13 protein-coding genes are annotated in these 13,810 nt (G+C 64.1%); 5 read left to right on the top strand and 8 right to left on the bottom strand.

From position 1 onward, the window contains the following. Window positions 1-225: 225 nt before the first annotated feature. From H535_RS0102330 to H535_RS0102320, 3 genes are read left to right on the top strand one after another with little or no spacing between them, the layout of a single operon-like run. Window positions 226-1,251 (top strand): 3-oxoacyl-ACP synthase III, encoded by a 1,026-nt coding sequence (locus H535_RS0102330; protein WP_026818264.1) that lies wholly within the window; start codon window positions 226-228, stop codon window positions 1,249-1,251. Beyond that, entirely contained in the window at window positions 1,245-4,196 is a 2,952-nt protein-coding gene (locus H535_RS0102325) for an alpha/beta fold hydrolase (protein WP_026818263.1), read from the top strand. Before H535_RS0102330 ends, H535_RS0102325 begins: the two co-directional genes overlap by 7 nt. A 41-nt stretch (window positions 4,197-4,237) precedes the next feature. Further along, a complete protein-coding gene (locus H535_RS0102320; protein ID WP_026818262.1) occupies window positions 4,238-5,236 on the top strand; it encodes an NAD-dependent epimerase/dehydratase family protein in 999 nt (332 codons plus the stop codon). Between the two features lie 40 nt (window positions 5,237-5,276). Here H535_RS0102320 and H535_RS0102315 read toward each other — a convergent pair whose 3' ends face one another. Beyond that, complete coding sequence (locus H535_RS0102315; protein ID WP_026818261.1) at window positions 5,277-5,621, bottom strand: hypothetical protein; 345 nt, start codon at window positions 5,619-5,621, stop codon at window positions 5,277-5,279. A gap of 172 nt (window positions 5,622-5,793) precedes the next feature. Between H535_RS0102315 and H535_RS0102310 the strand changes: the two genes are divergently transcribed. Further along, complete coding sequence (locus H535_RS0102310; protein ID WP_026818260.1) at window positions 5,794-6,633, top strand: serine hydrolase domain-containing protein; 840 nt, start codon at window positions 5,794-5,796, stop codon at window positions 6,631-6,633. A 24-nt stretch (window positions 6,634-6,657) separates the two neighbouring features. On the opposite strand, the gene mutM is transcribed toward H535_RS0102310, so the two are convergent. The 7 genes from mutM to coaD all read right to left on the bottom strand — a co-directional run bounded on the left by mutM (window position 6,658) and on the right by coaD (window position 12,001). After that, a complete protein-coding gene (gene mutM, locus H535_RS0102305) occupies window positions 6,658-7,689 on the bottom strand; it encodes a bifunctional DNA-formamidopyrimidine glycosylase/DNA-(apurinic or apyrimidinic site) lyase (protein WP_026818259.1) in 1,032 nt (343 codons plus the stop codon). Window position 7,690: 1 nt separating this feature from the next. Further along, a complete protein-coding gene (gene rnc, locus H535_RS0102300) occupies window positions 7,691-8,404 on the bottom strand; it encodes a ribonuclease III (RefSeq protein WP_026818258.1) in 714 nt (237 codons plus the stop codon). 8 nt (window positions 8,405-8,412) lie between these two features. Further along, window positions 8,413-8,616 carry a 50S ribosomal protein L32 gene (gene rpmF, locus H535_RS0102295; protein ID WP_026818257.1) on the bottom strand — a complete coding sequence of 68 codons (204 nt, stop codon included), beginning with the start codon at window positions 8,614-8,616 and terminating at the stop codon, window positions 8,413-8,415. A 2-nt stretch (window positions 8,617-8,618) separates the two neighbouring features. Beyond that, window positions 8,619-9,182: a YceD family protein gene (locus H535_RS0102290; protein ID WP_026818256.1), complete on the bottom strand. Its 564-nt coding sequence runs from the start codon at window positions 9,180-9,182 to the stop codon at window positions 8,619-8,621. 200 nt (window positions 9,183-9,382) lie between these two features. Next, on the bottom strand, window positions 9,383-9,736 hold the full coding sequence (locus H535_RS23040) for a dihydrofolate reductase family protein (RefSeq protein WP_245580121.1): 354 nt from the start codon (window positions 9,734-9,736) through the stop codon (window positions 9,383-9,385). Between the two features lie 272 nt (window positions 9,737-10,008). Next, window positions 10,009-11,205 (bottom strand): mechanosensitive ion channel, encoded by a 1,197-nt coding sequence (locus H535_RS23035; protein WP_035767971.1) that lies wholly within the window; start codon window positions 11,203-11,205, stop codon window positions 10,009-10,011. A 322-nt stretch (window positions 11,206-11,527) separates the two neighbouring features. Then, window positions 11,528-12,001 (bottom strand): pantetheine-phosphate adenylyltransferase, encoded by a 474-nt coding sequence (coaD, locus tag H535_RS0102275; protein ID WP_026818255.1) that lies wholly within the window; start codon window positions 11,999-12,001, stop codon window positions 11,528-11,530. A gap of 290 nt (window positions 12,002-12,291) precedes the next feature. Between coaD and H535_RS0102270 the strand changes: the two genes are divergently transcribed. Then, complete coding sequence (locus H535_RS0102270; protein ID WP_051298362.1) at window positions 12,292-13,545, top strand: aminotransferase class I/II-fold pyridoxal phosphate-dependent enzyme; 1,254 nt, start codon at window positions 12,292-12,294, stop codon at window positions 13,543-13,545. The last annotated feature ends 265 nt before the right edge of the window (window positions 13,546-13,810 follow it).

The following is a 13,810-nucleotide window of genomic DNA, read 5'->3' as shown; positions in this document are numbered from 1 at the left end:
CGACAATGAGCAGCGCCGTGGACATAGCAAGCATCCTTTCTATGATCCGGTTTCAGCATAGTTGCCACCGCTGCTAACGTGTGCATGCCAGCAGGAAATGTGAGGTATGTTCCTTCGGCGGCATATGCGGAACTCAGCTGATGGGTGCATAGTTAACTAATTGGCCTGTCTATTGCGCCCAGCAACGACAGGCTTCCCAGTCAGTAACACACTTAAGGCAACGATTTGATCGGCAACGCAACGTTTCGGCATACCAACACCGCCCTGCTGGCGGTGACAAGCGTCGAGGCGCCCGTCATAGTCCCTTCGTCGGATTTCGACCGGGACCTCGGATCAGCACTGAAACGGCTGGGCTTGTCCACCAGACTGCTGGAACGCGTCGCCGGTATCAAGGAGCGCCGATGGTGGGATCAGGGCACCACATTTGTCGACGCCGCCATGGAAGCCGGCGCCAAGGCGCTGGCCGCCGCCGGGATTGAGCCCGGCCAAATCGGAATGCTGATCAATACATCCGTCAGCCGGGAGAACCTTGAACCATCCGTGGCCGTGAAGATCCATCACGGGCTGGGATTGCCGTCGTCGGCGCTTAATTTCGATATCACTAATGCGTGCCTGGGATTCCTGAACGGAATCAATCTGGCGGCGAATATGATTGACGGCGGCCAGATTAAGTATGCGGTCATCGTCAATGGCGAAGACTCCCAGAGCACCCAGGAAGCCACGCTGCGCCGGCTGAACCACCCGGACACCACGCGCGAGGACTTCATGCGTGAGTTCGCCACGCTGACCCTCGGTTCCGGTGCCGCCGCGGCAGTGGTCGGTCCAGCTGACGCGCATACCGGTTCCCACCGCGTGGTCGGCGGCGTATCCCGCGCCGCGACCGAGCATCATGAGCTCTGCGTCGGCGGTGTCGACGGCATGTATACCGACGCCAAGGGCCTGATGGACGGCGGCCTTGAGCTCGTCGAATCCGCCTGGCATGAGGCACAGGACGACAACTGGGACTGGGCCAACATGGACCGCTACGTCACCCATCAGGTCTCCACCGCGCACACCAATGCGATTGTGGATGCGATCAATCTGGATCCGGCCAAGGTCCCGATGACCTTCCCGTTGTGGGGCAACGTGGGTCCGGCGTCGCTGCCGATGACGCTGGCGATGGAATCGCAGAACCTGAACAGCGGGGACCGGGTGCTGTGCATGGGTGTCGGTTCCGGGCTGAACACGACCATGATGGAACTCGTTTGGTAAGTGCAGTATGGCCCGGTGTTGAACTGGACTGGTCCCGCAGAATCAGTGTGCCCTCCACCGCGTCAGTGGACCCGTCCGGAACAGTCAACGACTGGCACGTCCTGGACAACGGCCCGGAACTTGCAGCCCGCGGACTCTCCCCTGTCGGCACCCTGCTGTGCGTGCACGGCAACCCCACCTGGTCGTACCTCTGGCGTGGACTCCTGCGCGCCGCAACGGACAGCCCCGAGCCGTGGCGCGTGGTGGCAGTCGACCAGCTCGACATGGGGTTCTCCGACCGCACCGGCACCTTCCGCCGCCTCGAAGACCGCATCACCGACCTGCACGACCTGACAGGCGCGCTGGAATTGAGCGGGCAGGTGATCACCGTCGGCCATGACTGGGGCGGCGTCATTTCCCTCGGCTGGGCGACCCGCCACCGCAGCCAGCTGGCCGGCGTCGTGCTGACCAATACCGCGATCCATCAGCCGCAGGGAGCCGCCATTCCCGCGCCGCTGCAGGTCGCGCTCAACCCGGCCGTACACGGATGGGGCACCAAGTCCAGCAGCGCCTTCCTGCGGGTCACCCACGCGCTCGCCCACCCCCCGCTGCCCGCGGATGTACGGTCGGCGTACATGGCCCCGTACCGCCGCGCTTCCCGCCGGGAGGGGGTGGCGAATTTCGTCGCCGACATTCCTGGCTCCCCATCGCACCCGAGTTATCCCACCCTGGAGGCTGTCGCCGAGGCAGTTCGCACCCTCGACGTGCCGGCGCTGCTGCTGTGGGGCCCGCGCGATCCGGTTTTCTCGGACCGCTACCTGCGCGATCTGATGGACCGCCTTCCGCAGGCCGATGTGCACCGTTTCGAAGGCGCCGGGCACTTGGTGATGGAAGACCGGGATACCGCCGGCACCATTCTGGATTGGCTGGCGGCAACCTACGACGACGGCGGCGACGACAGCGGAACCCGTGACGGCGGGATCCGCTCCGGTTTGGGACAAACGACCGGCGGCGCGCACGGCAAAATGTCCCAAAGCGGAGCAAAACGGTCCGCGTCGGGCACTGCCACCGATGCGACCAAAGAATTCCGCCCGCTGTGGGCCGAGCTCGACCGCCGAGCGGGAGACACCGCCACTTCCGTCGTCGACATGGTCGGAGGATCCGGCACCGCCTCGTCGCTGAGCTGGACCCAACTCGCCGAGCGTGTTCGCAACCTGTCCTCGGGTCTGGCAGCCTCGGGAGTCAAACCCGGAGACCGCGTCAGCCTGCTGGTGCCGCCCGGGTCCGACCTGACCGCCTTGATTTACGCCTGCGTCCGCATTGGCGCCATCATCGTCGTCGCCGACGCCGGGCTGGGCACCAAAGGCCTGAGCCGCGCGGTCAAGGGCGCCGGACCGAAATTCGTGATCGGCATCGAACGCGGCCTGACGGCGGCCCGGCTCTTCGGATGGCCCGGCGAACGCATCAGCGCCGCGTCCCTGGCCCCTGCCCGGCGCCGGTTGCTCGGTGTCACCCACAGCCTGGCCGAAATCGCTGCCCGCGGCGCTGCCGAACGACGGTCCGGAGGGCAGCACCCGGAGGAGCCGGGGCCCGACGACCAGGCCGCAATCCTGTTCACCTCAGGCTCGACGGGACCGGCCAAAGGCGTCGTCTACACCCACCGCCAACTGTCCGCCATGCGCGACGCCGTCGCCAACACCTACGGGCTCAGGGCGGGCACCTCACTGGTCGCGGGGTTCGCGCCATTCGCGCTGCTCGGACCGGCCCTCGGTGCCACCACCGTCACCCCGGACATGGACGTCACAGCGCCGAAAACCCTAACGGCAACTGCCCTGGCCGAGGCAGCCGCTGCGGTGAACGCCACAGCCGTCTTCGCCTCGCCGTCGGCGCTGCGCAACGTGCTGGACACAGCCGCAGCACTTGCGAACCGCGGCGCCCTCGAGCAGGTCCAGGTGCTGCTTTCTGCGGGAGCTCCCATCCCGGAGCCGCTACTCGATGAGCTGACCGGACTCTTGCCGCAGGCCTCGCTGCACACTCCCTATGGAATGACGGAGGCCCTGCCGATCACGGATATCGACCTCGAAGGCATCCGGCACGCGCGCCTGGACGCCGATTCGCAGGCCGGGGCGGGCTCAGGCGCGGGCTCGGAGGCCGGCGCGGGCTCAGGCGCGGGCTCGCAGGCCGGGGCGGGCTCAGGCGCGGGCTCGCAGGCCGGGGCGGGCTCAGGCGCGGGCTCGCAGGCCGGGGCGGGCTCAGGCGCGGGCTCGCACGCCGGCGCGGAGGGTGGCTTGCCGACCAACGCCGAAACCGACACCCGGGAACCTGGACCCGGCACCGGAGCCGGCAACGGTGTCTGTGTCGGCCGACCGGTCTCCGGCGCGCAGATTGCCATCAGCGGCCTGGACGAGGATGCCGCCGCAACCGGAGCATTGACGCGGGACCCTGCGGTGACAGGTGAAATCCTCGTCAGCGCCCCGCATGTGAAAAACCACTACGATCGCCTGTGGGCGACCGAACGCCGCAGTTCGCGCACCCGCTGCTGGCACCGCACCGGCGACGTCGGCCACCTGGACGACCAGGGCCGGTTGTGGGTCGAAGGCCGGCTGGGCCACATCATCCCCACTGCCTCTGGAGTGCTCACCCCGGTCGCCTTGGAGCAGGCGGTTGAAGCGGTCGACGACGTCGGCCGGGCTGCCGTCGTCGGCGTCGGCCCCGATGGAGCGCAAGTGCCGGTCGCCGTCGTCGAGACCCTGCCGCCTGCCGACCGTCCGTCTTTGGCGGCTCCTGCGCTGACCGCGGCTGTCCGTGCCGCGGCGGCAGCAGCGAATCCGGACGCGGGTATATCCGCCGTCCTTGTCGTCGCCGAACTGCCCACAGACATCCGCCACAACGCCAAGATCGACCGGGCCGGGCTCGCCGGCTGGGCGGCCGAGGTGCTGGCCGGCGGGAAGATGACCGCCCCATGACCGGCGCCGACCCCGACGCCACGAACCTGACCCGGGACGGCATGAACATCCTGGTGACCGGAGCGTCAGGCATGCTGGGACGCGCAGTCGCCGAAGCGCTGATCGCCCGCAGCGCGAAGCTTGGACGCCGCGACCGCGTCTACACCTTCCAGCGCGGCGCCTCATCCATCGAAGGCGCCCAGGACCGGCGTGGCTCCCTCGGCGATCCCGGCGCCGTTGAGCGCGCCGTGGACGGGATCGACGCCGTGATCCACCTGGCAGCCAAGGTGTCTTTTGCCGGCGAAGCCGAAGAATTCGACGACGTCAATATCGAGGGCACCCGCCGGCTGCTCACTGCGGCGCGGCAAGCGGGCGTGTCCGACGTCGTCTTCGTTTCCTCTCCCTCGGTTGCCCACCACGGTTGGTCAATAGTGGGTGACGGTGCCGGGCCGGCCAGTCCGGAGCACGCCCGGGGCAATTACGCCCGCACCAAGGCGGCCGCGGAACTTCTCGCGCTGGGCATGGACTCCCCCGGATTCCGGGTCGCGGCGGTCCGTCCGCACATCGTCTGGGGCCCCGGCGACACCCAGTTGGTCGAACGAGTGGTCGCACGGGCCAAGTCCGGCAGGCTGCCGCTGCTGGACAGTGGCGCCGCGCTGATCGACACCACATACGTGGACAATGCGGCCTCCGCCATTACCGCCGCGCTGAACCGGATGGACCATGCGCATGGCCGTGCCCTGGTGGTCACCAATGGCGAGCCGCGACCGGTGGGCGAGCTGATCGCGGGCATCTGCGCGGCCGGCGGGGCTCCAACGCCGACCCGGCACATTCCTGGGTGGCTGGCACGCGCAGCCGGGTCCGTCATCGAGCGTGTCTGGACTGTTGCACCGGGCGAGGATGAACCACCGATGACCCGTTTCCTGGCCGAGCAACTCTCCACCGCACACTGGTTCGACCAACGGCAGACGCGCCAGGTGCTGGACTGGACACCTGAGGTGAGTATCGACGAGGGGTTGTCGCGGCTCGCGGCGCACTACGGGGGCAGGGCGTCCGGCTGACCAGCGTGGAGCTGACCCAGCGTCCGGCTGGCCCAGACGCTCAGCTGATGAGCTCGGAGCTGTCGATGTTGAGGTGGACGACGCCGCCTTCCACCCTGTCGAGGCGGTCCGCCGCGGCGTAGCAGTCGGATCTGAACAGGCCCTTGCTGTCGATCTTAATGTAGCCGATCCGCAGCATACGTTCAGCAAATTGCTGAGGCACATCGGCACCCGTGCCCAGGGCCTCCGCAACGTCACCCACCAGGCTGTTCCCGCCGTCGGGGGCCTGGCCTTCGGACGTGACGGCCTCCGGATCGCCTTCCTTGAGATCCTCAATGGTTCCGACCTCCTGGCCGGAGCGGTCCACGACCATCATTCCTTCACGAACCTGGCTCATATCGTCCATGCTGCTCCCCTCCTGCTGACGATCCTGCGATGGCCATGCTTGTCGCGCTGCCTCCGGACTCCCGGGGCACCTTCGACGCTACTCCCGACGCTCATGGTCTGTGAAGAGTAATCAGCCACCTTATTATCCGCAAATTCCGGCGCAGGCACCGATCTCGCCTAGCATTGGAGTCATGCCCAGCCTCAAAGACAGCGTCGCCGTAATCGACGCATGGCCCGTTGACCACGCTTCCACCGCCGTCGTCGCCGACGACGGGCGCATCCTGGCCAGCCACGGCGAGACGCAACGCTCCTACCCCCTGGCATCGGTCACCAAATTGCTGTCCGCCTATGCGGCGCTGATGGCGATCGAGGAAGGCGCAGTCGACCTGGGTGACCCGGCGGGACCCGAGGGCTCCACGGTCCGCCATCTGCTCGCGCACACCTCCGGCCTGGAATTCGACCAGCACGTGCAGCGCCAGCGGCCGGGCAAACGTCGCGTCTATTCAAACGCCGGATTCGAGGTTCTCGGCGAAACCATCGCCGAAGCCACCGGGATGGAGTTCGCCGCGTACCTGCAGGAGGGTGTGCTGGCCCCGCTTGGCATGGAAGCGACGGTTCTGAAGGGATCTCCGGCCGCCGGGGCCGAGTCGACAGCCGCGGATATGGCCCGCTTCGCTGCTGAATTGCAGCGGCCCACCCTGCTGCATTCAGACACCGTGGCCGAGGCCACCGCCGTGGTCTTCGGCGGGCTCGACGGCGTGTTGCCGGGGTTCGGGCGCCAATCCCCCAATGACTGGGGGCTGGGGTTCGAGATCCGCGACGGCAAGAGCCCGCACTGGACCGGCAGCGCTAACTCCGCCCGCACCTTCGGCCACTTCGGACAATCCGGGACATTCCTCTGGGTCGACCCCGAGGCCGGGGCGGCGTGTGTGGTGTTGACGGACCGGGATTTCGCCCAATGGGCCGTCGACGCATGGCCGGCCTTCTCCGACGGGGTGCTTGAAGGACTGAAGACGCTCAGCCGGGCCTGAGAATCGCCGAAGGCGTCAGGGTCCTTACCAGCGGCCGTTGCGCGGCCGCGGCTGGCATACCGGGCAGGTGTAGGACGAACGCTTCATCAGCACGTCACGCCGGATCGTGGTGGCCAGGCCCAGGGCGGCACACCGCCGGCACGGCTCGCCCTCGCGCCCGTACACGTTCAGGGAGCGTTCGAAATACCCCGAGGCGCCGTTGACGTTCACATACAGCGCATCGAAGCTGGTGCCGCCGGCCTCCAGTGCCTGCAGCATCACCTGCTGGCAGGCTTCCACCAGCCTGGTGGTCTCATTGCGGCGGACGGTGTCGGTCGCCCGGGCGAAATGCAGCTTCGCTGCCCACAGCGCCTCGTCGACGTAGATATTGCCTACGCCGGAAATCAGGCCCTGGTCGAGCAAGGCGCGCTTGAGGCCGGTGCGGCGTTTCCTCAGCCGCCGGAAGAAGCCTTCAACGTCGAAGGCCGGGTCCAGCGGGTCACGGGCGATGTGCGCGGCTTCTTCGGGGATCAATGGCAATGGAGTTTCGGACAGTCCGCCCGGCAGGCCATCATCCGTGGGGACCAGTTCGGTCAGGAACATCCCACCGAACATCCGCTGGTCCACGAAACGCAGCTCGCCGGGCAGCGGTTCCGCAGCGGTCTCCGGGGACGAATGTGAGAGCTGGAACCTGAGGCGCAGGTGCTTCTCGTCGGGGGCATCCGAGTCCTCAATGAGCAGTTGGCCGCTCATCCCCAGGTGCGCCATCAACGCGAACCGCGGGACCGGTGGCGAGGGATCAGGTGAGGGACCTCCGACCGGGGAACCGCCGGCCGGGGAATAACCGGTCACGGAAGCGTGTCCGTCGTCGTCGACCAACGGCAGCCAGAGGAACTTCCCCCGCCGGACTGCATCGACGACGGTGGTCCCGATCAGATTGCCGCGCAAGTCTTCAGCGCCGAGCAGATGGCGGCGCACGGGGCGCTCGTGGAGGATTTCGACGTCGTCGATCCGCCGGCCGGCCACCCAGCCTGCCAGACCGCGGCGGACCACCTCGACTTCGGGCAGTTCGGGCACGTCAGTGCTGCACGGTGGTGCCGTCGGACCGGCTGCCACTGGTGGAGAGCTGCCTCCACGCCTGAGCTGCCGCTTCCTTCTCCGCTTCCTTCTTGGAGTGGCCGGTACCGGTGCCGTACTCCACGGATCCGATCAGCACCTTCGCCTGATACGTCCGGGCATGGTCCGGCCCGGAGCCTTCAACAACGTATTGCACCACTCCGAGGCCTTCGCCGGCCGCGGTTTCCTGCACGTTCGTCTTCCAGTCGGTGCCGGCACCGAGGGCGCCGGCGTCGGCGAGCAGCGGCGCAGTCAGGCGCATCACCAGCTCACTGGCGACGTCGATACCGCGGCTCACGTAGGTGGCCCCGAAGATCGCTTCCATCGTGTCGGCGAGGATGGACGATTTGTTCTTGCCGTCGGTGAGCTTCTCTCCCTGGCCCAGCAGGATATACTCGCCAAGATCCAGTTCGCGGGCAATACCGGCCAGCGCACGGGTACTGACGACGGCGGCACGCCGCTTGGCCAAGTCCCCTTCGGGCAGGTCGGGATGATCCCGGTAGAGGGAATCAGTTACTGCATAGCCGAGAATCGAGTCGCCAAGGAACTCGAGGCGTTCGTTGGTCGGCAGGCCACCGTTCTCGTACGCGTACGAACGGTGCGTGAGGGCAAGACGAAGCGTCTCGGCGTCGATATCGACGCCGAGACGCTTCAGTAATTCTTGTTCAGCAGCCAAAAGCCTGTTTAGACGTCGGCTACCTTGCGGCCCTTGTACTCAAGGAACAGCTCGGTACCCGCGGAGTCGGTGACGACCTTGGCCTGATGCGGCAGGCTGTAGGTGACGCGGCCGTTTTCAACGGTCTTCACCAGGTTCGGCACGGAGGCCTTCCACTGGGACCGGCGGGAACGGGTATTCGAGCGGGACATCTTCCGCTTGGGAACAGCCACGGCTATCTCTCTTCTCTCTCGTCCAACACATTGTCGTTGTCTGCAGTCTCTGCAGGTTCGCTGCTCAGGCCCTGCAGGGCAGCCCAGCGAGGGTCCAGAACCTCATGGTGGTGACCGGGATCATCCACGAGGTGGATTCCGCATTCGGAACACAGGCCCTCGCAGTCTTCCCGGCATACCGGCTGGAACGGCAGCGCGGTCACCACTGCGTCCCGCAACATCGGTTCCAGATCAATCGTATCGTTTTGAACCAAACGCTGCTCTTCCTCATCCTCAGCATCGACGTCTTCGTGACCTTCGTAGCTGAAGAGCTCCTGCACATCGACCTCAAGGTCGTACCCGATAGGATCCAGGCACCGGCCGCATTCGCCTGTCACATCGACGGCGACTGCCCCTGACACCAGGATTCCCTCATGTACGGCCTCGAGCCTCACCCGCATATCCATATCGGATCCGGACTGAACACCGATCAGAGGAGTACCAAGATCGCTTGGCGCGGGTACATGTTCCTCCAGCGTCCGCATACTGCCGGGACTGCGTCCCAGCTCCTTGACGCTGTGCATCAAAGGCGAATTCAGCTCACGCTGATTGGCAGTGCTAATGAGAACTCCTGTAAAACATATGACCGACGAACCAGTCTACAGTGCCGGCAGGTCCATGCCCAAACCAACACGGGCCTTTACGATACTGCGTTTTTGCGAAGGTCCCCGGAGCCTCGACGGGCTTACCTCCCATGTGCGCGCCAAGTACTGGACGTGGACTTGGATCAGCCATGCAGGTCAGGCCGGTAGATGAGCTCCTGAATGTTGCCATCGAGCGTTCGCCTGTCGATCAGCTCGAGGTCGAAGTCCGCCGCCCCCTTGAAGATTGGGTCCGCTCCACTTTGTCCGGTGATCACGGGGAATAGCGTCACCTGGACGCGGTCGACGAGTCCGGCGGCCATCAGCGCCCGGTTCATCGACAGGCTGCCGTGCGAGCGCAACGGCACCTCGGATTGCTTCTTGAGCCGGTCGACGACGTCGACGGCGTTGCCGCCCGCGACGGTCGCGTCAGGCCAATCGAGGGGCTCTTCCAAGGTGGATGAGACCACGGTTGCCGGCAGGTTTGCCCCAGTAGCCACCCCAATCGCCAGGCTCCGCGTAGGAACCGAAACCGTCGAGGCTTGAGAAGACGTCGAAGGTGTAGGTGGCAGTCATGATGCTCTCCTCGGTTGATCGAATGTGTGGATATAGACGGGACACCACGGCCAAACTCATCGCCCGGAGACAGTCACTGGGATTGTCCAACTGGAACGCCGCAATCCTTAACCACCTATTCCGATGCGGTTCCAGCGTCACAGGGCGCCGGCGGCATGTGCCGCCGGCGCCCTGATCCGGTTACTTCATTTCAGGCTCAACCGCGATCCGGGTTCTGATCCGGATTCACCTGCTGCTTTGCCTGCATCTTTGCCAGCTGCCGTGCAGCGGCATCGCGGCCGCCGAGGCCAAAGGCAAGTGCTGCGGCAATCGCGGCACCGACCACAATCGCGCCGAATGCGAGGTTGATGATCGAATCGGCGATGCCCATGTAGCTCAGGCCCATTGCAGCGAACAGTGCGATCACGGAGTACCTGACGATCTTTGAGACCGTGCCGGCACCCATGAACTTGAAGATGATCCGTGCAATCAGGAAGCCTGCGGCGATGATCACACCGCCGAACAGGACGTTGCCGGCCAGCACGAGGATCTCGTTGAGGATCTGCGTCACTTCAGCAAACTGCAGCAGTCGTGCGGCCATGATGCCGAAGAAGACCATGATCGCGGCCTTGACGATCGTGGTGATGATCGACGAAGCACTCTGTCCCTCGGGGACGATTCCCAACTTGCCGACCGCCTGGTCCGTTCCCACACCGCGAAGGGTCCCTTCCAGCAGGGTGCCAATGAACTTCGCGATGACGTAGCCAATGGCCAGCAGAATGATCGCAGCAATGATCTGCGGAATGGCGTTGAGGATCAGGTTCAACATGTGGGTGGCCGGCTGGGCAATAGCCGCGATGCCGAGCACCTGCAAAGCACTGATGCCAACGACGATGATGATGATGGCAAACACCAGGTTGCCGACCACTGAGGCAATCCTGGCGTTGGCTTGCCCGCGTTCGGCAGGATCGTCAGTCGAATCCTTGCTCTTAAACCGTTTGGTGATGGCGCTCAGATCCACCGCGTTGAGGGCGGCCTCTATCAGTTGGCGTGCGATCTTTGCGATCACATAACCAATGAAGAAGACAATTCCTGCCCCAATGATGTTGGGCAGGTAACCCATTACCGTCCCGAGCAGGTCCTGGACCGGCGCCAGAACTTCGGCCAACGCAAATACCTGCAGGATTGCCACCAAGCCAAACAGCCACACGATGAGCGCCGCTATTGTCCCGAACGACTCGCCTATTTGCTTTCCGTCCGCACCCTCGCGCTGGAGGAATTTCAACTTACCGACCAGCTTGCCGGCGGCCCACTTCACGACTTTGGCAATAAGCCAGGTGACGAGCAGGATGATCAGCGCGACGACGACCTTCTGAATCATCCCTGGCCAATCGAAACTTTCCAAGAAGTTCATTAGATATCCTTACTTGGTCATGATCTGAATCCGGCTGGCTTAGAGCCCAGTGTGAATCAGAACTTCGAACTTTTCGAATGCCCCCAGCATAAGCCAACTGTCAGTATCTTGGTATATATTCACCCGGATTTTTCCGACTCTTCGCGTTCGGAATAAACTGACGACTCCATACGGGCTTTGGCAGCCGGGGAATACAATTCGCAGAAACCGCGTGACCATGACGGTGTTTAACGCTTGTTACCGGCCGCTGGCGGGGGGCATTATGGCTAAATTACGCACCATTGATATGACGTATCCGAAGCCGACTTCGACGCCGGATGGGTCAGCGCGTGTCCTTCAGCCTCTTATAGACAGCCCGGGGAACATAGTCCGAGATGTCTCCACCCAGACCGGACACTTCTTTGAGCAGTGTCGATGACAGGTGCGTGTAGTGACTGTCGGCTGAGAGGAAAACGGTCTCCACTCCGGTCAACTGCCGGTTCATTGCGGCCATGGGAACTTCGTAGTTGTAATCGACGGCCGATCGCAGTCCCTTAACAATGACCCCGGCACCGTGGTCCCGGCAGAATTCCGCGAGCAGGCCTTCCCCCATCGGCTCCACGGTAATGCCCCGTAACAGCGTCATCGTTTCCCGGGCCATATCCATGCGCTCCTCGAGACTGAACCGCGGCTTCTTGGAAGGGTTCTTGGACACGGCCACAATAACCTCGTCGAACAGACTTGACGCACGGGCTATCACCTCGACATGGCCATTATGGAGGGGATCAAAGGAACCGGGGCAAACTGCGCGCAACATGTCTATGAATCTACACTTCTGACGCATTTGGTTTCCAGACGCACCGCTATAGATCTCAACCCGTAGACCCAGGGCGATAATGGGAATAGACTCAGAGCAAAATGTTCCGGCAGCGCAAAGAGGCCGCAATATCCTCCACGGGTATTTCCCAATTGCCGCCGCCTGCTGCAGCATTGCCGCCGCCTGCTCCGGAGGAGGAGTTTATTAACCCTCGGGTGAGCCGGCCGCGGGCCAACCTATTATGCTCGTTGCAGAGGACCAAGCACGAGCAGGACAGTAAAGAGGTTGCAATGCCCGACGAATCAGCACGCCCGTCGCCGGATACCGGCGGAGGATTGGCCCCATGGCAGCGCACGGCCGCCGGAGCGAACCTGTTGGGCGCCGACGGCCATCTTGGGGTGACGATCTTTGAGGAAATCACGGCCCTGGCGGTGAAGAACAATGCCATTAACCTCGGCCAGGGCTTCCCGGATGAAGGCGGACCTGAAGAAATCGCCCAGGCCGCGCGGCAAGCCATCACCGATGGCCACAACCAGTACGCCCCGGGCAAAGGCTTGCCACAACTGCGGGAGGCCATCGCCGAGCATCAGCAGCGCTTCTACTCATTGAACCCGGACCCGGAAACCGAAATCATCGTCTCCACCGGCGCCACCGAGGGGATCGCGGCGACGCTGCTGGCACTGACCCGCCCCGGGGACGAAGTACTGACCTTCGAGCCCTTCTACGACTCCTACGGGGCGGTCATCGGGCTCTCCGGCGCCACCCACACCACCGTGCCGCTGCACGCTCCGGACTTCGAACCGGATACCGAGGCATTGGAGGCCGCCTTCAACGCACGCACCCGAGTGGTGCTGGTCAATAATCCGCACAACCCCACGGGCACGGTATTCAGCCGCGCCACCCTGACGAAGATTGTCGAGCTGGCACGGAAGCACGACGCCGTCATCGTCACCGATGAGGTGTATGAACACCTCACCTACGGAGTGGCCCACACCCCGGTGACCACCTTGCCCGGAGCTGCGGACAGGACTATCACCATTTCATCGGCGGGCAAGACATTCTCCGTTACCGGCTGGAAAGTCGGCTGGGTCTCCGGCCCCGACGAGTTGATCGCGCAGATCCGCACCGTGAAGACCTTCATGAGCTACAGCTCCGGGACGCCCTTCCAAATGGCTGTCACCCAGGGTCTGGGCCTGGGTAACGAGTTCTACAACGGCATCGCGGACAAACTGGCACGAAAGAAGGACGTCCTCAGCGACGGGCTGCGCGAAGCCGGCTTCGAGGTCTACAGCCCCCGTGGCACCTACTTCGTCATCGCCGACGCCGCTCCCCTGCTCGGCGGCGGCCGCTTCACCGACGGAATCGATCTGGCGCGCCAGTTGCCTGAGCTGGTGGGCGTGGCAGCCATCCCGGTGCCAGCCTTCTGCCACGCCGAAGGCGCCGAGCGAACCAATTCGCTGCTCCGATTCGCATTCTGCAAAACCGACGACAAGTTGACTGAAGGCGCCCGCCGATTGGCCACGCTGCACGACATCGTCGAATAAGTAAGGGTGCTGTTGCCCTCCCCTTCGCGATCGCTATAGCGTTGATGTGATTTAGCCCACTGGCAGTGGTCGGGGCATCGAGGCGCTTCGCTCCAGCCAAGGACTGGAGAGGCAAGCATGGACATCTGGGAATACAAGGTCTGTGAGCCGCCCCCGCTTATTACGTGTGTGTAACGCTTTTCGAATCCTCGAAGTGAAACATTGACGAATCGATGGCCTCGCGATTCGCTGAATAAGCAAGTCTCAATAATTACTGAGCAGTAGC

This window comes from Arthrobacter castelli DSM 16402, from assembly GCF_000430705.1.
GTDB lineage: Bacteria > Actinomycetota > Actinomycetes > Actinomycetales > Micrococcaceae > Arthrobacter_C > Arthrobacter_C castelli.
Note: the sequence above shows the minus strand (reverse complement) of the source record. Positions and strands in the feature narration are given on the sequence as shown.